The 22,245-nt window shown below is 44.3% G+C and carries 15 protein-coding genes; 10 read left to right on the top strand and 5 right to left on the bottom strand.

Annotated elements, in window-relative coordinates; genetic code table 11:
• The first annotated feature begins 21 nt into the window (after positions 1–21).
• Entirely contained in the window at positions 22–1,884 is a 1,863-nt protein-coding gene (locus tag INR79_RS08395) for a putative nucleotidyltransferase substrate binding domain-containing protein (protein WP_223096804.1), read from the top strand.
• Entirely contained in the window at positions 1,884–2,600 is a 717-nt protein-coding gene (locus INR79_RS08390; RefSeq protein WP_223096802.1) for a 3'-5' exonuclease, read from the top strand. Before INR79_RS08395 ends, INR79_RS08390 begins: the two co-directional genes overlap by 1 nt.
• Before the next feature lie 54 nt (positions 2,601–2,654).
• On the opposite strand, the gene INR79_RS08385 is transcribed toward INR79_RS08390, so the two are convergent.
• Both INR79_RS08385 and INR79_RS08380 read right to left on the bottom strand, forming a co-directional pair.
• Positions 2,655–3,335 carry an oligogalacturonate-specific porin KdgM family protein gene (locus INR79_RS08385; RefSeq protein WP_223096799.1) on the bottom strand — a complete coding sequence of 227 codons (681 nt, stop codon included), beginning with the start codon at positions 3,333–3,335 and terminating at the stop codon, positions 2,655–2,657.
• Positions 3,336–3,632: 297 nt separating this feature from the next.
• Positions 3,633–3,914, bottom strand: a complete 282-nt coding sequence (locus INR79_RS08380; protein ID WP_223096798.1) for a hypothetical protein — start codon at positions 3,912–3,914, stop codon at positions 3,633–3,635.
• Between the two features lie 480 nt (positions 3,915–4,394).
• On the opposite strand from INR79_RS08380, the gene INR79_RS08375 reads away from it, so the two are divergent.
• The 4 genes from INR79_RS08375 (at position 4,395) to INR79_RS08360 (ending at position 9,481) form a co-directional block, all read left to right on the top strand.
• Complete coding sequence (locus tag INR79_RS08375) at positions 4,395–6,179, top strand: sodium:solute symporter family protein (RefSeq protein WP_223096797.1); 1,785 nt, start codon at positions 4,395–4,397, stop codon at positions 6,177–6,179.
• 391 nt (positions 6,180–6,570) lie between these two features.
• Entirely contained in the window at positions 6,571–7,647 is a 1,077-nt protein-coding gene (locus INR79_RS08370) for a glycosyltransferase (RefSeq protein WP_223096796.1), read from the top strand.
• A 2-nt stretch (positions 7,648–7,649) separates the two neighbouring features.
• Entirely contained in the window at positions 7,650–8,825 is a 1,176-nt protein-coding gene (locus tag INR79_RS08365; RefSeq protein ID WP_004408111.1) for a glycosyltransferase family 2 protein, read from the top strand.
• Positions 8,826–8,836: 11 nt separating this feature from the next.
• Entirely contained in the window at positions 8,837–9,481 is a 645-nt protein-coding gene (locus tag INR79_RS08360; RefSeq protein WP_004408109.1) for a sugar transferase, read from the top strand.
• A 61-nt stretch (positions 9,482–9,542) separates the two neighbouring features.
• On the opposite strand, the gene INR79_RS08355 is transcribed toward INR79_RS08360, so the two are convergent.
• The 3 genes from INR79_RS08355 to INR79_RS08345 form a co-directional block, all read right to left on the bottom strand.
• Positions 9,543–11,546: an EAL domain-containing protein gene (locus INR79_RS08355; protein WP_223096795.1), complete on the bottom strand. Its 2,004-nt coding sequence runs from the start codon at positions 11,544–11,546 to the stop codon at positions 9,543–9,545.
• 202 nt (positions 11,547–11,748) lie between these two features.
• On the bottom strand, positions 11,749–12,486 hold the full coding sequence (locus INR79_RS08350) for a response regulator (protein WP_022598910.1): 738 nt from the start codon (positions 12,484–12,486) through the stop codon (positions 11,749–11,751).
• Between the two features lie 48 nt (positions 12,487–12,534).
• Positions 12,535–16,944 (bottom strand): PAS domain S-box protein, encoded by a 4,410-nt coding sequence (locus INR79_RS08345; RefSeq protein ID WP_223096794.1) that lies wholly within the window; start codon positions 16,942–16,944, stop codon positions 12,535–12,537.
• 536 nt (positions 16,945–17,480) lie between these two features.
• Here INR79_RS08345 and INR79_RS08340 point away from each other — a divergent pair.
• The 4 genes from INR79_RS08340 to INR79_RS08325 all read left to right on the top strand — a co-directional run bounded on the left by INR79_RS08340 (position 17,481) and on the right by INR79_RS08325 (position 22,200).
• Positions 17,481–19,223 (top strand): methyl-accepting chemotaxis protein, encoded by a 1,743-nt coding sequence (locus tag INR79_RS08340; protein ID WP_004408769.1) that lies wholly within the window; start codon positions 17,481–17,483, stop codon positions 19,221–19,223.
• A gap of 68 nt (positions 19,224–19,291) precedes the next feature.
• The gene (locus INR79_RS08335; RefSeq protein WP_004408770.1) at positions 19,292–19,915 is read left to right on the top strand and encodes a LysE family translocator; all 624 of its coding nucleotides are present in this window, start codon (positions 19,292–19,294) and stop codon (positions 19,913–19,915) included.
• A 17-nt stretch (positions 19,916–19,932) separates the two neighbouring features.
• Positions 19,933–20,613: an NAD(P)H-binding protein gene (locus INR79_RS08330; RefSeq protein ID WP_223096793.1), complete on the top strand. Its 681-nt coding sequence runs from the start codon at positions 19,933–19,935 to the stop codon at positions 20,611–20,613.
• 213 nt (positions 20,614–20,826) lie between these two features.
• Positions 20,827–22,200, top strand: coding sequence for an L-cystine transporter (locus tag INR79_RS08325; RefSeq protein WP_022550508.1), 1,374 nt, complete (start codon positions 20,827–20,829; stop codon positions 22,198–22,200).
• The last annotated feature ends 45 nt before the right edge of the window (positions 22,201–22,245 follow it).

Below are 22,245 nucleotides of genomic sequence, written 5' to 3'. Positions count from 1 at the left end.
TATCTCTATCTATGGTTAGATATGACTGATCCGTTACTGCCTAATATTATCCAGTTCATTCGACAAATCGATCCGTTCGACAAAGTGCCTGAGTCTAACCTGAGGCAGTTAGCGGCGAATATTCATATCACGTACCTAGCCAAGGGCGATACTGTCAATCCATGTGATAATCCTGAAGAGAAGTCTCTCTACGTGATTCGGACTGGATCGATGGAACAAAGAAAGAGTGATGGCGTTCTTCGAGCTAAGCTTGGTCCTGAAGATCTGTTTGGTTTTACCTTTTTAGATAAACAGATTAATGATGAGCAAGGGTATAAGGCGATCGCAATTGAAAGTACGCTGCTTTACATCATTCCTCACTCAGCCCTACAAACTTTGTTCAAAGAGTTTCCCGCGTGCGCTGAACATTTTGCATCACAAGCACAAATACGGCTTAAATCAGCGTTAGATGTTGTTTGGTCTAATAAAGAGAAAGGCTTATTCATTAAACGAGTTGATGAAGTGGCCAGTGGCCGAGTTGCAGTAGTCACCTCAGATTTGTCTATACGGGAGGTCGCTCATACCATGTTAGTGCAGCGCTCTCCTTGCGCCGTAATCTATGAAGACAATCAGATTGTCGGCTTAATCACTGACCGAGATATGACCAAACGGGTGATTGCCGTTGGCGCTTCAACCGATGACCCAATTCGTGACGTGATGACACATTCACCGAGAACAGTAAAACCTGATGACTTGGTACTTCATGCCGCATCAATCATGATGCAATCTAACATCCGAAATTTGCCTGTCGTGCAAGACAATAAGGTGGTAGGTCTTCTGACCACTACTCATCTTGTTCAAAACCACCGTGTTCAAGCTATCTTTCTGATTGAAAAAATAAAATATTCTGGCAGCGTAAAGTCCCTGTCTAGCTTCACACCAGAACGCCAAGCCATATTTGAGGCTCTGGTTGAGGGTAATGTCGCGCCTGAAGTGATCGGCAAAGTAATGACAATGATTATGGATGCCTACACAAAAAGGCTTATAAAAATCGCCATCGACAAACTTGGTCCCCCGCCTTGTGATTTTTCTTGGATCGTCGCAGGCTCACACGCGCGAAATGAAGTACACATGCTTTCTGATCAAGACAGTGCGATCGTACTTGCCGATGACGCGACCGAAAATGACCGTATCTATTTTAAACACCTTGCGATGATGGTCACTAATGGCCTGGCTAGCTGTGACTACCCACTTTGCCCAGGCAAATTCATGGCAGCGACACCGAAATGGTGTCAAACACTGAGTGTCTGGAAGCATTACTACAAGAAGTGGGTGGCAAGCCCTGAGTATGAACGCCTACTCAATATCAGTGTGTTCTTAGAGATCCGCACCGTCTTTGGTGTCAGCGATTATGAGAAACAGCTCCGGGAAGCCCTGCATGAGAACATACGCAGCAACCGCGAATTCTTGAGTACGCTTGTAAACGATGCAGTGACAACAAATCCGCCGCTTGGCATCTTCAACAATCTCGTACTCGAGAAGTCAGGCGAAAATAAAAAGACACTCAACGTTAAAAAGTATGCGATCAACTTAATTATCGACCTTGCCAGAATCTACGGTTTAGCGGTAGAGACTGATGTTTATGCCACCGATGAACGCTTTAAAGCCGCCTATGAGAAAGGTGTCCTAAGCGAAGATGCGTTTAAAAACATCCTTGGTGCCTACGAGTTTATTCTGTCGTTTCGATTCAGCCACCAGCTCGAAGCATTAAAGAGCGGCCATACGCCAGATAATCACATCAACCCTGATAGTTTTGGTAGCTTTGAGCGCAAGCACTTAAAAGATGCGTTTAGGATCATTGCCGACCTTCAAGAGGCGGCGAAAGTGAGGTTTGGGAATCGTTGATGAAAATGCTCACAGACTTTTTTCATCCACTTTCAAGGTTTAATCGTAAGCGCGGGCACTACAGAGGGCAAGTTCCTTTACCCGCGGAGCTAAGTAGCGTGTTTAATTTCGAGCCAGTACCCGTAGACGCTAACGCTAAAGGCTTGGACTATTTAGTGCTCGACCTCGAAACAACCGGACTGGATGCCGAATCTGATCTCATCTTGTCGATGGGCTGGGTTGAAGTATCAAATGGTGTGATTGATTTGAGTACGGCACAGCATTTCTACCTCAGTAACGAATCGCAGATCAAACCAGAAACAGCCGTAATAAACCATATCACGCCTCAGATGCTAGAAGATGGCATATCAATCCACGACGCTATGAAGGCGCTTTTCGAAGTTGCACAAGGCAAAGTGTTGGTCGCCCACTCTTGCTCAGTAGAAAACAGTTTTATCCAACGTTATCTCTCGTATCGTTTTCAGCTGAATGCCGTGCCTTTGATGTGGCTCGATACACTTTGTATTGAGAAGAAATTAGCGCGGGCTATCAATAATCATCAAGATCTTGATGTATCACTTGGAGCAACCAGATATCGCTACCAACTGCCTGAATACATAGAGCACAATGCCTTGATGGATGCGGTGGCGACCGCAGAATTACTACTCGCTCAAGAAGCACGACTCGCCTCAAATAAGCCCGTTACCATAGGTTTACTCTATCGATTAAGCCACTAGAGATACTAAAAAAGCCAGCACATCGCTGGCTTTTCACTGGAAAGTTTGAATCAATTAGAAGCTGTAAGTCAGACCGACACGGCTACGTAGTTCACGTTTATCCGATGTAGAATCCACGTTTACATCACCAAATTCAACATACGGTGCCCATTGACCAAAGTGGCGGCGAGCAGTGGCATTCAGTTCATAGTTCGTGTCTGAATTGTCGAAAATATCGTAACCATCTGCTTTGTAATAGTTCGCTTCAAAGCCAAAGCGCCAATCGTCCATTCGGTAGTTCACGTTACCTGTTAATCGGTGACGGCGCTGATCATCCGCTTCGATGTTCTGACGAATATCGTAACGGTAACGGCCACTTAAGCTTAAGCCTTCTACGCTATCTAAATCATACGTTAGACGAAGTTGCGGTTTGTATGTCATACCACTTTCGCGACCTTCAATTGGCATACCCGGTTGAAGCGTCCAGTTATTATTTTCACCAAACTTGTAGCGGTAACCAAGGTCTAGCTCCCAACCATTGTTTTTAAGATCTTTAAGGAACTTTCCTTTTTCGCCTTTGAACTTTAATTCGCCAGAGTAATAGAAGTTATCGATGCTATCGCCCATCTTTACACGGGTCGCATGCTGCTCTGTACTGTGCTTGTACTCATGACGGACATCGAAAGAAGCTGCAGAAAGAGAGCCCGCAAATAGAGTCGCCACAACGGCTAATGAAATTTTATTGTAGTGTTTCATTGTAAAGTTCCACTTATTGGTGTGCCATTGAGTTGGCATTGTTACGCTTAATTTGAACTAATATAATACAAATAAAATACATATAGCAAAGAAGACTTTCTGTGAAATGGATCAAAATACCCCTTTCATTTCTCATCAAACAATTTTTTACAACATCAAAAACAACGTTTATCTTATTGTTATAACTAATTATTATTGATTTTTAAGGATTTATTTCAGTTTAAAAAATGTGCGCCAGCCCTTAAATTAATAAATTTAAGATACCGCGAATTTTGTATTATATTATTATTTATCTCGTTAGTTATTCAAAGCTCGGCAAACCATTTGAGTTACTCGTGGAACAGGAACTATCGACATGTTGCTGAGAATAATGAAGTCAATAATCTTAAGGACACGATGAAAGCCAATGAACGCATCTAATGCACTGGAAAGAAAACCTATGTTGTTGCGTTTACTGGCGAGAATAGTCCAGTGCTTAATGATATTCAGTGCAGCACTACTGTCTACTTCGGTTCCGATCATGATTACAGCTAACTGGATATAGGAACAAGCATGAACTGACGTCGAACGTGGGTTCATAGTGTATTCGCTTCAGTTGAATACCTGAGCGTGACAAAATTCTAGTCCCTAAAAACGTATAATTATATTTGCTGAGAAGGATTACTCGGCCGGTTACCTACACCGTTGACGTTCATGCGTGGCAGGCTCGCATGAACGTTTTTTATTACCCACGATAAATCACACAAATAATCAATAAAAACACAGTAAAACTTACAACCAGCACCATCACTCCTTGTAATAAGTTCTCTTCTAATTCATTCGCCACATTGACATTTTCTACGTAACCATGCTCAAAACAAAAGATTAAGATCGATTTTCGACCAATCTTGGTGCAATAGATCACCAGTTTGGTAATTTTAGATATTGATCACTTGTATGATTATTAATATCCCATCAACTGAAACACCCGTCACGGTTTTGAGTTATTGTACTACAAATAAGGGTATCGATAGTTACTATGGACTCGAAGACATAACAAAACTATCAAAAGGTCTAAAGATGGAACTCAATACCCTTATTGTAGGCATCTACTTCCTATTCCTTATCGCAATAGGTTGGATGTTCAGAACGTTTACCAGTACAACCAGTGACTATTTCCGGGGCGGCGGTAGCATGCTTTGGTGGATGGTTGGCGCAACCGCTTTTATGACCCAGTTTAGCGCCTGGACATTCACTGGGGCTGCGGGTAAAGCGTATGCCGATGGTTTCGCTGTTGCCGTTATTTTCTTAGCCAATGCCTTTGGCTACCTCATGAACTACCTCTACTTCGCTCCTAAATTCCGCCAACTGCGCGTCGTGACGGTTATTGAAGCGATTCGAATGCGTTTTGGTAAATTCAACGAACAGGTATTTACCTGGTCGGGTATGCCAAACAGTGTTATCTCTGCCGGTATTTGGCTAAATGGCCTTGCTATTATTGCATCAGGCATCTTTGGCTTTGATATGACAACGACCATAATTATCACAGGTCTTGTGGTGTTGGTGATGTCGGTTACCGGTGGCTCGTGGGCTGTTATCGCTTCTGACTTTATGCAGATGGTCATTATCATGGCAGTCACAGTAACGTGTGCCGTGGTAGCCATTATTCAAGGTGGTGGCGTTGGTGAGATCGTTAATAACTTCCCAGTACAAGAAGGCGCATCATTTGTTTCGGGTAACAACCTTAACTACCTAAGCATTTTTGGTATCTGGGCATTCTTTATCTTCTTCAAGCAGTTCAGTATCACCAACAACATGCTTAACTCATACCGTTACCTAGCGGCAAAAGACTCGAAAAATGCCAAGAAAGCCGCACTGCTCGCTTGTGTACTGATGACAATGGGCCCTCTGATCTGGTTCATGCCATCATGGTTCATTGCGGGTCAAGGTGTTGACCTAGCCGCTCAGTACCCAGATGCGGGATCTAAAGCGGGAGACTTTGCTTACCTTTACTTTGTTCAAGAGTACATGCCTGCAGGTATGGTCGGTCTACTGATTGCAGCGATGTTCGCAGCCACCATGTCATCAATGGATTCTGGCCTTAACCGCAACTCTGGTATTTTTGTTAAGAACTTCTACGAACCAATCCTACGTCCAAATGCAACTGAAAAAGAGCTAGTGGTTGTCTCTAAACTGACGTCTACTTTCTTTGGTATTTCAATCATCTTAGTTGCACTGTTTATCAACTCGTTAAAAGGCCTAAGCCTATTTGACACCATGATGTACGTTGGCGCTCTCATTGGCTTCCCAATGACCATTCCGGCATTCTGTGGCTTCTTCATTAAGAAAACACCAGATTGGGCTGGCTGGGGAACCCTAGTCGTCGGTGGTATCGTCTCTTACTTTGTCGGCTTCGTTATTACACCAGAAATGGTACAGAACTGGTTTAACCTAGAACCGTTAACAGGCCGCGAATGGTCAGATCTAAAAGTCGCTATTGGTCTAATCGGTCACCTAGTCTTTACTGGCGGATTCTTCCTACTATCAACCTTGTTCTACAAGCCATTGTCGGAAGAGCGTCAGAAGAACGTAGATAAATTCTTTGAAAACCTAGCCACTCCTTTAGTCGCTGAATCTACAGAGCAGAAGAAGCTGGATAACAAACAGCGCCGTATGTTGGGTTCACTCATCTCTGTCGCGGGTGTGGGCGTCATGGCGATGTTCCTACTGCCAAACCCACTATGGGGACGCATGATCTTCGTGCTGTGTGGTGCCATTGTCCTTGCAGTCGGCTTGCTGCTAGTCAAAGCAGTCGATGAGAGTATCGAAGAGAAGAATAACAACAAAGAGGTCATTCAAAATTAACCTCGTCTACCCTGCGCGGTTGTTCACACAGCCGCCTTAACCACTCACTCATCTGGGATATACTCAGAGAAAGTGGTGAGTTGGGCTACATCAACAGGACTTTCTTCGAGGAATTCTACAAAACAGTTTTGAATAGACATAAAAAATCGGAAACCTAAAAAAGGCTTCCGATTGTCTTTCATCAGAAGGATCGGTCAACCGATCCTTCTCTGACCTACATGGCGCATTTCGCAGACTTTATCTTTTCTGCTCTCTCAAACCGACTATCAAATTGAGAATTCAAATACCCACTTTCACAAACCTAACTTAATTCTTTGTATTTATTGTCAATATTTATTGGCACGCCTTTCGCTATAGAAGACTAAACCGAACAAAAAACGAGAGACACAATATGAAGACCATAGTTCATGTAGTTCAGCACTTAAGACCTGGCGGCATTGAAGTCATGGTATTGGATATGCTGCGTTTTGCCGATAAAGCGAACAAGGTATTCGTTGTTAGCCTGGAAGGGTCTAAAGATAAGGCGCTTAAGTCCTGGCCGAGATTAAAGGATCACGAGCATCAGCTTTTCTTCCTTAACAAAACACCCGGCATCGAGTTGGGGTTATTCATGAAAATGAAGAACTTATTGAGCTCACTGAAAGCCGATGTAGTGCATAGCCATCATATCGGTCCTTTGCTTTATGGAAATGTGACAGCTCGGTTTGCCAACGTTCCGGTACGTATTCATACCGAACATGATGCCTGGCATCTGAACGAAGATTCTGAAGTCAGAATTGAAAAAATCGCTCGTTATCTTTCTAAACCCAAAATGGTCGCCGATGCCGAGTTCGTGAAAGACAAACTAGTCCGAATTTTTGATGACATCCCGGTTGAAACCATTCACAACGGCGTAGATTGCGATCATTTCACACCTGGCGCAGCGAACATAGCAAGAGAAAAACTTGGGCTTCCAAACAATAAGCGAATCATCGGGTGCTCAGGAAGAGTTGAGCATGTTAAAGGACAGGATACTCTGATACACGCTCTAAAGGACATGCCATGCAATGTCATTCTGGCTATTGCAGGAGACGGTTCCGAGAAAGAGTCACTGATGGCATTGGCAAAAGAACTCAAACTGGAAGACAGAGTCCTCTTCCTTGGGTTCGTCAGTGACATGGTTAATTTCTATCGCTCGCTAGACCTTTACTGCCTGCCTTCTCGTAACGAGGGTTTCCCGCTATCAACTCTTGAAGCACAGGCGTGCGACATTCCGGTGGTTGCCACCGATGTGGGAGGAGTAAAAGAGTCACTGTGCCTTAAGTCAGGTCAGCTTGTACTTCCCGACAATGCCTCTCTTATGAGTGAAATTCTGGTAAGCATGCTGAACTGCCCTAGCCCGTCTTCACCAAGAAGTTACGTCGTCGAAAATTACGACATCCGCAACATGACATCTGCCTACGAAAAACTGTGTGATCAAGGGGAATAACAATGGAATGGTTACTAATTAGCGTGACAGCTCTTTGCATTTTTCTGGTTCTGTATCACCACGTCGGCTATCCGGCATTACTTGCCATGATCGCCAAACGTGCAGCGCCGCAACCCACAATGAAAGATACGCGTTGCTATCGTTCAGATGACATGGACAACCGTCTTCCTACCGTGACTTTGATCATTCCTGCTTACAATGAGGAAGAGTGGATTGCCGAAAAGATACGCAACGTATGCAGTCTGGATTACCCTTCGCACCTTCTTAAAGTCTGGGTAGCCTGCGACGGCTGCACAGATGACACCGCGAACATTGCTTACAACACGATTCAGGAAGCTATCTGCGAAGAAATCCATATCGAAATTTTCGACTTTGATGTCAATCAGGGAAAAGTCGCCATGGTGAACAAGCTGGTCAGTCAGGCAGACACGGATGTAGTCGCACTGAGTGATGTCTCCAGTCTGATTTCCTGTGATGCTCTGCTTATTGCAGCCAGACATTTTGAAGACCCAAATGTTGGCGTGGTCAACCCTAAATATCAAATCTTGTCGGCTTCACACGTTGAACAGCAATACTGGAATTATCAGGGTTCAATCAAACAGAGCGAAGCGATGCTGGGTTCCGTACTGGGCGCTCATGGCGCGTTCTACCTGTTCAAAAGAAAGTTGTTTGAAGAGATCGAATTCGACACCATCAATGATGACTTCATTATCCCTATGAGAATCATTTTGCGAGGGTACAAAGGCGTCTATGAGCCCCAAATGCTTGCGCTTGAAATGGAACAAGCCAGTTCGAAGCAAGATTTCAAACGTCGTTTAAGAATTTCCGCTGGAAACCTTCAGCAGATTCTTCGTCTGTTCAAACTATTTAATCCGAAATATAAGGGAGTTGCGTTTGCCTTCTTCTCTGGAAAGGGGCTGCGAGTGACTATGCCTTATCTGATGATGACGGCATTGGGAGGCTCCATTCTGTTGAGTGAACACCCGTTATTTATGGTAGCGACAGCGTTGCAAATTGCAGGATATTCCCTCGCATTGCTGGCACTTATCTTGCCTAGTGTATTTAGCTACAAACATTTTAAGACCTTAGCCTACGTAGTAAGCGGGCACGCAGCGAGCTTGATTGGTGGTCTTCGATACATCCTTGGCTTTGAAAAAGGCAACTGGGAACGAGTTTAGGAGAGAGAACTATGGATATTATGACATTTTCAGTTTCACCCACTACTGCATTGGCTAAACGTGTCTTTGACCTTGGATGCGCAATGGTAGGAATTGCCCTGACACTGCCTCTCTTCCCAATCATTGCACTGGCAATAAAGCTTAACTCTCGCGGACCTGTTTTTTATGCACAAGAGCGCGTCGGGCGAGTAACTCCAGAAGGCAGCAACGTTTTCAATATGATTAAGTTCAGAACCATGTATGTTGATGCTGAAGCCAAAACTGGTGCGACCTGGGCACAGGATAACGACCCACGTATTACCCGAGTAGGATTGTTTTTACGTAAGACTCGTCTCGATGAGATTCCGCAATTCTGGAACGTTCTTAAGGGGGATATGTCCATGATTGGTCCTCGCCCGGAACGCCCTTATTTCTACAATAAACTGGAGCCGCAAATTCCATTCTTCTCAGACCGTACGTATGGTGTGCTTCCTGGAATAACGGGTCTTGCTCAGGTTAATCAAGGGTATGACACCTGTATTGAAGATGTACGTTCAAAAGTCGGCTACGACCACAGCTACGCTCTGGCACTGACATCCTTCTCAAGCTGGATTCAGATGGATTGGGAAATCATCAAGAAAACCGTACTGGTTGTACTTTATGCTCGCGGAAGATAATCACATTGCCCAAGGTCTGGTATCAGGGCTTGGGCAATCAATTGAGGGAGTCAGTAGAAGATTAACTGGTAATAGTGAAATGCTGCTGAGGTGCATGACCTAGCGCTTCTTCATCGTTAAAATACTGCTCTAGCTCATCAACATTAATTGCTCTTGAGAAGTAGTAACCCTGCAGTACATCCGCATTGCAACTTTGCACAAACTCCAGTTCTTCTTCCGTTTCTATTCCTTCAGACACCACAACAAATCCAAGTCTTTTTAACGTCGATATCATTGAACGATAAAGCTCTTTGCCTTTCACTGTATTTGCCTGTTTCAGAAACAGCCTGTCGAGCTTGATGACGTCCGCATCCAACGCGCTGAGCATCGATAAGCTAGAGTACCCTGTTCCGAAATCGTCTATCGCCACTAAAAATCCAGCTTCACGCAGCATCCTTACGCTTTCACTGACTAACTCAACATTTTGAGAATAGATGGTCTCGGTGATCTCAAAACAGACAGGATAACCCGACATTTTATTGATAAGATCTTTAATGAATTGCTTATCACCTAGTGAGTCGACATTAAGATTCAGGCTTACCTTCAGAGCAAAATTCCTGAAAACGGGTTGCGTTTTTACGTCGCTTTCAACGGTATCCACCACCCATTTATCAATGTATTCGCCGATTTTGGCATTTTCAAAATGCCTTATAAAATCCGGAGAATTCAGACTCTGATCGCTTTCTAAGCGAAGCAGAGACTCAACACCAATCATTTGCAAAGTTTTGGATTCGAATTGGGGTTGATAATAAATCCTGAGTTCGCCCGCCAGTATGTCTTTCAAACTTTTATTAAGCTTATCCTGCTGCTCGACCAGTTCATTGTGCATTCCTAGAAAGCTCACTTCTTTCTGAACTGGAACGGCGTAACTGAACCTGAGTTTACGAATCAAAGTGTTGAGCAGGCTGTCGTTGCTGGTGTTTGAATACTTGCGTACGAATGGCATGTAGAGCATCACATCCAGACTAATGATCAAAACCTGCAATAGAATGGCTTTGACGTTACCTCCTGTGACGAGATAAGAGTCTAGAAGTGACGGCGTCACCCACTCAATACTTTCTCTGATAACGATTACATCCACTAATGACAAATACACCTGAGCAAACAGATGATTCACCATAGGGACCAGTACAAATGGAATCGCCAGAATCGGGTTAAATATTATCGGTAGCCCGAATACGAGCAGTTCATTAACGTTAATGATCGCAAAAGGAATAGAGATTTTTGCCAGGGTTCGTGCAAACTTCATGTTTGAGAACAACATGATGGCAATGATGAGTGCCCAGGTACTTCCCGCCCCTCCATAGATAACGAATACGTCAAAGAACATGCTGAATGACATGTTAGAAACGTAGATTTCTGAAACAAATGAGCTGTCGAAAAAAGTGTAGTACGCGGCTGCACCGTGAACGCCAGTGAGCCAGATAACGTGGATAATAAGCGTATGAAAATAAGCCTGTATCCACACTGGCCAGCCCGCAATCATTTCAATCACAGAATGGATACTGGTTTGTTCGAGAAGGAAATAAACCGCACCAATAACCAGAAACACCAGCAAGTGAGGCATCATACCGTTAATCGCACCTTCTAGAATTGGGTTGACGACTCGGGTTCGGATTAACTTGTATTTCATGTATCGATTGACAAGAAAATACCCTAAACAGACTAGAACTGGGATTAAAATGGCGTCATCCAACACGAACGCATCCGATATTACTAACCCACCATCTGTTTTGGATATGTAGCCTGAGAAGACGAGAAACATCGTTATAGCAAGCGATGTAACCAGTAATCGTTCGTCAAAGAAGTGGAATGAAAGGTGATAAGCCAACGTACAGGTAAGTAATACTGGGAATATTTTGCCAAGCAAAATATCTATTGTTGCTATGTCTTCATAAGGGACTAGCGAGTAGTTATTGTTAACTACAATGAAAATTATCCAAGCAGAACGGAAAAACAAATATGGGATCAATGAAACCATTGCCGCCCTAAAGGAGCTTAAAATGATTTGAAAAATTGCTTTCATTTCACTCTACGCCTGATTTATTGCGTTTCAGGTACGCAATATCTGCAAGAACATTAACCACAAATAATTCGTGGTTACCGAATGTCTCTTGCGGTGAGTATAGAGGAAACTAATGCGAATGCCGTTCTTAATTTAGAGAATGAATTAAGAAAAATTAAACATACTCTAACTAAGTATTAATAACTCTCGAATGAAATTAGCTTTATGAAACTTTTGTGACACCTTCTGGAGGCAGTTCTACCTTAAGTTTGTCGATGTTAATGATGGTGCTCAACTCGTGGATACGGTTAATAAGCCTCTCATTGAGTATCACGCCCGCAGCGATTAGGCGTGATCCATTTGCCGCACAAATGTCTTGTTTTAGACACATCCCCGCTTCCAGATCACTTAATTTTGAAACAAATCTCTCGTTTTCACGCAATATCGGTTCTGCTGGTTCCGGTTTTACCTCCTTAATCTTAGGCGGTTCCATCACCTCTTCTGTCATGCAGTCGAAGTCTGAGTTCACCTGATTGTATTCATGTTCATGAAACAATTGAGCTGATTCTCCAAATGCAGCAATGATCTTTTCTTTTGCCATATCAATCGTGATTGGCTTAACCAGAAAGGAATTAATATCCAGATTCATGCATGCTCGCAAAACTTCTGTGTTGGAATAAGAAGTCACGGCAATGACTTTTGTCGCTTTATCGTTGTTGGTCATCCCCGTTCGAATGGCTTTAAGCAGTTCAATGCCGTTCATTTCAGGCATATTAATATCTGTGATAACAATATCCACTTTATGGCATTCAAGCTTGTCAGCCGCTATCCGACCATTAGGTGCAGTCAGAATGTTTTCTACTCCTAAACGGAGCAACATAGATAATGTTGCTTTACGTGAAAAGTCATGGTCTTCCACGATCATGACCGTCATTTTTGCGAACATTTCTGAGGCTTTCATGTTTAATCCTTCCTAGCCCCAATGGGCTGTTACCTGGCTTTCAGACGTTTAAATTATCTTTTCTTGTTCTAAGTATTTTTGTATGTCGGTGACTTTAACAACGCTTTGCTGGTACACTTTTTCCAAATAGCTCCAGTCCTGCTTAAGCGCTTCGTTTTGCAAAGTGAGAAACGATTCCGCCAGCATTTCTGCCCCTGCTGAATTCGCTGCACCTTTTGCCGCGTGGGCAATGCTCTGTACTTCCTGACCATTCTTTTCCGTCAGTGCGCTTTCCAGAGCAGACATATCGTTCTGGAGTGAATCCCAGTACCCCTGAAGTAAAGGCGCAAGAAACTCGATTTCAGCTGTCCCTAAAATCGCCTCTAGCCGCTCGAAATTAATTACGTTTTCCAATGCATCAGGCTGGTCTTCGATCTCAGTCACTTCATTTAGTTGTTCTTCAACTTGCGGAGCAACATTTGGCAGATTGGCGACTTGTTGCAACTCCTCTTCAGGCACACCCAGCCATTTTTCCAGCATGTCACCCAATGCCGTGAGCTCTACGGGTTTGGAAAGGTAATCATCCATTCCTGCCTGAATGCACTCTTCACTTGCCCCCACCAGCGCATTGGCGGTTATCGCTATGACTGGAATTGGCTTCGGTATCTCCATTTCTTCTTCGTGCTTTCTAATGGCTTTTGTCAGTTCGAATCCATCCATAACGGGCATATGGCAGTCTGTCAGAACCAAGCCAAACTTCTCTCGCATCCACATGTTGTAGGCGGCGAGTCCGTCCTCTGCCATTACGCAGACATAACCAAGACGGTTAAGTTGCCTTTCCAGTACATCACGGTTTGTTGGCTGATCTTCAGCAACCAGAATCAAGCGCCCGTCATTTCTTGCTTTCTCTTTAGAAGGGAGATTTTGAGTGGTTTGCAGCGTTTGCCTTTTCTCTGCAATTGGGCTGCGTTTACCCAATAAGATGGCGATACCCAGTTCCAGCTCGCTAGGTTTCAGCGGGTGAGCACCCGATACCATGGTTCTGGAGGTGACAAACCCTTTGCTTGATGATGTGTCGTCTGACAATAGCAGCGTTTTAGTCTTTTCTTTTAGCAGCAGACCGACGCTTTTTTCGTAAGTGTCTTCTAAGTCTTTCGCACTATGTTCGGGACCTGCGACTAATATCGTGAAGTCTTGAGAGTCGTGGGTGAGCACTTTCTCGGCTCGGTCAAACGAAGATACCGATACCACATCACATCCGACACTCTCTAGATTATGTTTCACAACCTCGCCCAGTTCAGGGGAGCGGACTACCGACAAAATCTTCACTGCCGAGAAATCAATATTGTCTTGCTGAACGCTATCATCCATGTCGTAAACACAAGGTATTGTCATAATGAAGCAACTGCCCTCGCCTACCTGACTTTCCACACGAATGCTTCCTCCCATCATTTCGATAAGAGATTTCGTTATAGACAGCCCTAATCCAGTTCCGCCATATACCCGTGTTGTGGATGTATCCGCCTGCGAAAACGCCGAAAAAAGCTTGTTCATTTGCGCATCAGACATACCGATGCCGTTGTCTTTCACCCGAATTTCAATCATGTCACCGTCGGCGTTTTCGAGCAGTTCAGTCATGATCCAGACCTGCCCCTGATATTGCTCGTCACCACTGGTGAATTTCACCGCATTACCCACTACGTTCAGTAAGATCTGACCGAGCCTTACGCCATCACTCATGATGAACTTAGGAATCCTTGAGTCGTGTTTAAGGAGAAGGGAAATGTGTTTTTTCTGTGCCTGAAGGAAAAGCACATCTGCAGTACGTTCCATCACAACCTGGAATTCCACAGGAATGTTTTCGACCTGCATCTGACCCGCTTCAATTTTGGAGAAGTCCAGAATGTCGTTGATGATGTTAAGCAGCGTCATTGATGAGTCACGGATGGTTGTCGCCATGGTGCTTTGCTCTGGCGTCAAATCCGTATCACTGAGCAGGTTGATCATCCCGACCACACCATTCATAGGCGTTCGGATTTCATGGCTCATGTTTGCAAGGAACATGGATTTCGCTTCGTTAGCGGCGTTAGCCAGTTCACTTTCCCGACGCAACAGCTCCTGCGCTGTTTTCTCTTTGGTAATATCAATATTGACGCCACCCATTCCAATGGCGTTACGTGTCCCTTCATCAAAGACCACATCAGCGGCGGCTTTAATCCAGCGAACTTCACCATTGGGAAGCTGAATTCTAAATTCTGAGTAATAGCGGGAAAGCGAGTTTTTGGCTTCGATTAGCGCAATTTCAGCAAATTCCAAATCCTCTTCATGAACTCGGGCACGCCAGATTTCGTAGGTTGCGCCATCTTTGGTCTTTTTCAGGTCGTACATGAGATACATGCGGTCATCCCATTGCAACCTTCCGGTTTTGAAATCCCATGTCCAGATACCGATTTCACCCGCTTCTGTTGCCAGATTTAATCGATGCACCAGATCCTGTAGGTTGCGCTTACTGAGTTTGAGCTCAGACTCCGCGTGTTTGCGATCGCTGATGTCCCTGAGCGTTCCTAAGTAATAGGCCTCACCATTGGCCGCAACCTGGGTAATGGACATCTCCAGAGGTAAAAGTTGTTTATCCTTAGTCTGCCCGATGACTTCGTCAGTCTCTCCGCCTTTGTCTGTTGATTCTAAGCCAATCGAATGCGTTAAGAAGTTGATGTCTTTCTGACCAAAGTCGTCGGCGAGCAGCACATCAAAGGGTTTACCTAGCAGCTCCTCACGAGTCCAGCCAAATAGCTCACGGGTTGAGTCATTGATATCGAGAATCGTCTCGTCCAGCTTAAAGATGATGAGACAATCCACAGCCGACTTAAACACCGCTTTCATTCGGCTCTCTGTGTCTTCAAGCTCCATGGTGGTTTGAGTAATCAGATCTTCAAGTTGTCGGTTGGCTTCCTGAGCCTCTTCTTTTGCTTTATGAAGCTCAGTGACATCGGTTTGCACACCAATAAAATGCGTCAGTGCCCCTTCGTCCGAATACACCGGGTCTACATGCAAATGGCAATGGAAAATCGAGCTGTCCTTGCGCCGGTTCTGAAGATAAACGTTACAAGACTGCCCTTCGCCTAGCGCTGTTCTTAATTCAATTAAGCCAGGTTGCTGATGATCGGGACCATGTAGGAACCTTGGATTTTTCCCGATCACTTCCTCTTTTTCGTAACCGGTCATCGTTGTAAAGGCATGATTGACGTAAACAATGGGTAACTCTTTATCTAGCGCGTCACAAACCATCATCCCAGACTTAGCCGCCATAATGGCGCGCCTTTGCAGGTCGAGTTCCTGCTGCTGATCGAGTGTTTTTTCCAGCAGCTTTTCTCTGTCCTGAAGTCGGCTTTTAAAAATATCGACGGCTTTGATGATGTCACCCACTTCGTCGCTTTCACGGTATTTGGGTAACGGCGTAGAAAACTCATTTCGAGAGAGTTGAGCAAATATCACCGCGAGCTGTTTTAACGGAGAGCTGACTCGGTAGAACATATAAAGCCCAGTCACAATTAGCGCCGCAATGATCATGATGGAAATGAGCCAGAGTTTTATTTTCAGCTGCTCGGCTTCAACAAATGCTAATTCCGTAGGCATCTGAATAATGACTTTCCAGTTCAAGCCGGGAAAGTCGTACGCTCCTAAACTGTCAGCGTAGACCTGCAATTGCTCCACACCATTTTGGTCGTTCAGAATGGAGATGCCAGAGAACTTTTCTCTTGTTACGGCGTTAATCGAGGTATCCCCAATTTTGAACTGAGAACCGCGGAGTTCAGAATTTTCACGAAAGAACCCGGTAATCTGGGATTCCAGATGGAGCATATCGATAAGTACCATGTCTTTCGGGTCAGTCAGAAGTATCCTGACTTCCTCATAACCGTCCATAAGTAGTGACATGTAGTATTCATGGACAATGTCTTCCAGGAAACGAAAATCAAGCACATTCACCCAAACGCCCGTAACCTTGCCAGCGTCATCTTTGATTGCTGTTGCAAACATCATGTCGAATTGTTCCTGTCGCACATTCTCCTGACCAAACAGCGACTGGACAGGTCCGTAGACTGCGGTTCCTAATTCTGGATAGGCTGGATTGGGAGCAAGAGGACGGAGATACGCTTCATTCAATACATCGTTAAACCATTGCTTTAGCAACACTCGATCTGGCGATGTCACAACGGGTTTCACTCCTTCACCAAGGACATCAATTCTGTTTTGGGCAACCAACTCCCCATCTGCTGAGAACAACAATATGTGGGAATAGACTTTGTATTCGGTGATCAGTTTGTCGAGGTAATCTAGGTAGCGGTCTTTTACTGCATCGTTAGCATCAGAAAAGTATTCTGGTAATCGCGCATTCATGGCAAATGCACGGGCATCGTGAAATCGTTCGAAGAGATTTCGATCGATTTTTTCGATGATCTCTTTTGCAGAATTCCGCATTTCGTCCTGAACTTTGTTTTCAAGCTCGTGTGTTGCATTCCACGTTATATAATAGAGAACACCAAACAAGAAAGATGTAACAACGGTAAGTAACGTTATATTTTTAACTCTAATTTTCATACCTAGCCTAAACCCCAGTTGGTTTAACAGGTGGTGGCTTATGAACACGTTGTTAGAGCTGACTGATTTATTCTTAACTTATTATTATCTAAAGCACTTTGATTAGCTCAATCAATTTGTGTTACACCACACGCTCACACTGACACTTTTCAGTATAGCTCACACTTTTAGAATGCCATTTGGGATAGACGCTTTTTTAGCCAGAACAAAATGCCAGCTCATCGACAAAATTTAGTGACTTCAATAGCTAACATACGACTAATAAAGCTCATTTTTATTAATATAAGGCTCAAAATTGTAACTTTGTTGCGTATCGTTTGCACATCGCCCTCCCACTGCTTAACATGTGCGACGTTCTGGAAAGCACATCACTTTGCGATGTTTCCGTTCTTCACACTTTTAGGGATGTAAAGTGCATGAAAAATCTATCTTTTAAACACAAGATCGTTGGCCTTATAACGGTCATCGTTTCAATTACCATTCTTACTTCTTACGTCAGCGTTAATTATTTCATCAGTCAGTACATTAACGATTCAGACACCAAAAACATCAGTAACAACATTGAGCTTGTCAAAAACCGTCTTAATCACGACCTGCAAAGCAAAGTCGATTTGGCGAAGAACCTGAATTTCAGCATGATGGACATCGCGGAGACGAAAGAAAACGCGGGTTTCCATAAGATCATAAAGATTCTGCACGGTTACGCATTTGATGAGTCAGGCTCCGTTGACGATGAAACATTAACCCAGCGTTATCTGGATGCCGCTGAGTCCCAGACGGAGGTACCGTCAATCAGCGAAGTTAAGGTAGTGAATGGCAAGCCTTTACTCACTATTTCTATGCGCCGCCCTGACGACTCGGTTGATTTCTTTATTGTTGACCTGAGTGATATGTCGGAAGTGGTGGCTGACTACGCGGTGAGTGGCAGCTATATCGAGTTAATTTCCGAGAATGGCACGGTCATTTACTCCAACAAGACTGGCGACAACTTACTGCCTTTCCGAAAGCATGTCGCGCTGGGTTCTAAGAACTGGCAGCTAAACGGCTATATCGACCTGGATCTTATCGAGCGCAACACCGCATCGCTTAACTGGCTGATCACTATGGCACTTGTGGTTTGTGCTTTCGTTATTATCTGTTTGAGTATTGTCCTGCTGCATTTCGCCTTTAAACCTCTTCTAAACCTAAAACAGGTTGTCGCGGATCTTTCTAAGGGCAGCGGCGATTTGACTCAAAGACTTGAAGTGGTATCGAAAGATGAAATCGGTCAGATTTCTCACTCAATCAACCTGTTTATCGAAAAACTTCAAAGCATGTTTGTGGAAGTTTCACAGTCGAGCAAGAGCATTGATTCAGCTGTCGACCAGCTAAACACACAAACCGACTCCAATTTGCGCACGCTAAACAATCACAACATCGAAACTGAGCAAGCAATCACCGCCATCAATGAGATGAGTGCAACGGCTGAGTCCATTGCACAAAACGCTTCTGATGCCGCCAAGCTGACTGAACACACATCTGCAAACGCGGAAGAGTCGAAGAAGATTGTTTCTCAGGCAGTGAACAGTGTGTCTGCCCTGGTGGATGAAGTGAGCGCGATGTCGAACTCGATTGGCACCATGAGCACCGACACCAAACAAATCAGCACTGTGCTTGAAGTGATTGGTGAAATTGCAGAGCAAACCAACCTACTGGCGCTAAACGCTGCTATTGAAGCTGCACGTGCAGGTGAGCAAGGTCGAGGATTCGCTGTTGTTGCTGACGAAGTTCGCGCCCTGGCTGCCCGAACTCAGGACAGTACATCACAAATCAATGAGATGCTTTCTAAACTGCGTAGTGGCACAGAAAACGTCGTCACTGCCATGGAATCAACACGCTCTAGCTGTGAGCAGACGGCGGAAAACACCAATCAGGTGATGGATTCGTTAAATCAGGTTACCAACTCTGTCATTGAGATAAATGAACTTAATGCGCTTATGGCAACTTCTGCTGATCAGCAAAGTCAGGTTACAGAAGAAGTGAATAGAAATATGGTGGCTATCCAGCAGATCGTACACCAGCTTAATGACAACGCTTCTGATGCGAATTCTATCAATCAGGCGTTGGATTCGACTTCTAAAGATCTGAATGAGGTTGTCGGACGCTTTAAAGTTCAGTAATTTATCATTTCTGTATCGACTCAAGGCAGCTGGTATGGCTGCCTTTTTATTTTCACAAGGAAGCGAAAATGGATTGGAATACATGGATGATTTATGTCGCCGCAATTTTCATATTAACGGCATCACCGGGCCCTAGCGTACTGTTATGTCTGAGTAAATCTGTGACTCAGGGGTTCCGTTCTTCAATCTTTACCGCACTGGGCAGTTTAAGCGCCATTATGTGTATCCTGACTTTATCCTTCACGGGCTTGGGCATGGTGATTGCGACGTCGGAATGGGTATTCAACATCATTAAATGGACTGGTGCTGCCTACTTGATTTATCTGGGTGTTCAGGCGTTTATGTCTAAGCAGGAAAACTACGAAGTTGCCAAAGGAGAAGCAAACCGGCAGTCACATCGCAGTTTGTTCACTAGCGGATTTATCGTGGGTTCCAGCAACCCGAAAGCGATCGTGTTTTTTACCGCGTTATTTCCTCAATTTATTGATCCGCAAGCGTCTTTGTTAGGTCAGTACTTCGTTTTAGCCTCCACTTTTGCTGTGATGGAACTGTCTTGGCTTTTGATCTATGCCTATTTAGGTGCGAAATCTTCACATTGGCTGTTGCAAAACGGGCGCGCTAAATTGTTTAATAAGCTTACTGGTGGCGTGTTTGTAGGTTCTGGAGTGATTTTGTCCACAACCTCGCGTTAAGCATCTCGAGAGGTTGTATGAGTAAAATCGCGATTGTAGCTGGTGGCAGTGGATTAGTCGGTCACGAACTGATGATGCTTCTTCTTAAGGAAGATGCCATTTCTCAAGTCCACTCACTGAGCAGACGCCCTATCAACCTCTCTCATTCCAAACTCAAAGAACACATTCACGTTGATCTTGCTATTACTAAGTGGGATGACGAGACTCCTTCCCCAGAGCTGGGCTTTATCTGCCTTGGTACCACTCTCAAACAAGCTGGTTCAAAAGAAAAGCTCGCGCAAATAGATGTCGATCTTGTCTGTAATGTCGCTCAGGAAATGAAGCTCGTCGGTGTAAAGAAATTAGCCGTGGTGTCCAGCTATGGCGCAGATCCTGAGTCTTTTTCTCATTACCTTAAGTGCAAAGGAAAGATGGAAACTGCGGTTTCTAAAATGGGTTTCGAGCAAGTAGTCTTTGCGCGACCAGGACCACTAAAGGGAGAGCGTGTAACACCTCGTACCAATGAATTGGTGACAGAAAGCTTACTTAAAGTTCTAAGCCCTCTTCTTATTGGAAAGCTCCACAACTTCAAGCCTATTGGCGCGAAAGACGTCGCTCAATCCATGCTTTACGCGCTGTTTGATACTCATTCAAAACACGAGTACCCAACAATATTAGACAGCCGCGCCATGTGGCGAATGCTCTCCAGTTACAAGTAGACCTTCACTTCTATACTCAAGTAACCACCATCCAAAACTATATAACTTTTAGCTTGTGATATTTACATGCATAGAATTATTTTGCATATGTAATTTCAAATCACACTTTGCTAAATCTCTGACTTAATCTAATTTAGCGAACAGTCATTAATTCTACTTAAGATCAAATTATTAGAATTATATATATTCATTGTTAATAAAGGTTAATTATCAATGTCATTGGTTACATTTGTAAATCTCGCCATTTTTGGGCTTATTCTTCTCTTTCTGTTTAAACAACAACGCCAGTCAAGCACACTTTCTCGTTTGGTCCTTTTAGGTCTTGTTTCTGGTAGCTTGTTTGGTTTAGCGCTGCAACTTGTTCTTGGTGAAGGTCACGCTTCAATCAAAGAGAGTCTCGACTGGATCAACATTGTTGGCAGAGGCTACGTTGGCTTGCTGAAAATGATCATCATGCCTCTGGTACTGGTTTCTATGATTGCTGCTGTGGTGAAACTGGAAAACTCAGGTTCTCTTGGGAAAATCAGTGCACTGACCATTTCAGTCTTGCTGGTTACCACCATGATTTCCGCAGTAATTGGTATTGCCGTCACTCAAGCATTTGGATTAACGGCTGAAGGGCTAACGGAAGGCGCTCGAGAAACAGCTCGTATCGCGGTTCTTGAAAATCGTATCGATCGCGTTAGCGATTTGAGTATTCCTCAAATGCTAGTGAGCTTTATCCCAACCAACCCGTTTAAAGACCTGACTGGTGCGCGTTCTACTTCAATCATCGCGGTTGTTATTTTCGGAATCCTGACAGGTATTGCTGCGCGCAAAGTAATGCAGGAAAACAAAGAACTGGAATCCCCTATTCGCACCTTTGTAGACGCTGCTCAGTCAGTGGTTATGCGCTTAGTTAAAATGATCATGGCGCTGACTCCTTACGGCATCGCTGCGTTAATGACAAAAGTTGTCGCAACTTCCAGTGCTGGCGACATCCTCAACCTGCTTGGTTTTATTGTGGCTTCTTATGTTGCCATTCTTCTGATGTTTGTCGTTCACGGTTTACTGGTTTCTTTTGTTGGTGTTAATCCGACTGAATACTTCAAGAAAATTTGGCCAGTACTTACTTTCGCCTTCACATCTCGAAGCAGTGCTGCGACCATTCCACTCAACGTCGATGCACAAATCACCAAACTGAATGTGCCACCAGCCATTGCGAACTTATCTGCATCGTTTGGCGCGACAATTGGTCAAAACGGCTGTGCGGGTATTTACCCAGCTATGCTTGCGGTTATGGTTGCTCCTACCGTCGGAATTGACCCGCTCGACATCAATTTCATTCTGTCTCTAATTGCTATCGTGACGATTAGCTCTTTCGGTATTGCTGGTGTCGGTGGTGGTGCTACATTTGCCGCTCTGATTGTACTTCCAGCGATGGGGTTGCCTGTGACTATCGCTGCTCTATTGATTTCAATTGAGCCTCTGATTGATATGGCGCGAACCGCCCTGAATGTATCTGGCGCGATGACAGCAGGAACCATAACCAGCCGCTTACTGGGTAAGAAAGAAGAATCTCCTCAGAGCCAGGAAGCGAACGCTTAACTCCTTCAAAACCGTTATTTAATGTTTTAACAAGGCGACCTTATG

This window comes from Vibrio sp. SCSIO 43132 (genome assembly GCF_019904195.1).
In the GTDB taxonomy this organism is placed as follows: domain Bacteria; phylum Pseudomonadota; class Gammaproteobacteria; order Enterobacterales; family Vibrionaceae; genus Vibrio; species Vibrio nigripulchritudo.
This window is presented reverse-complemented; position numbering and strand designations above follow the sequence as displayed.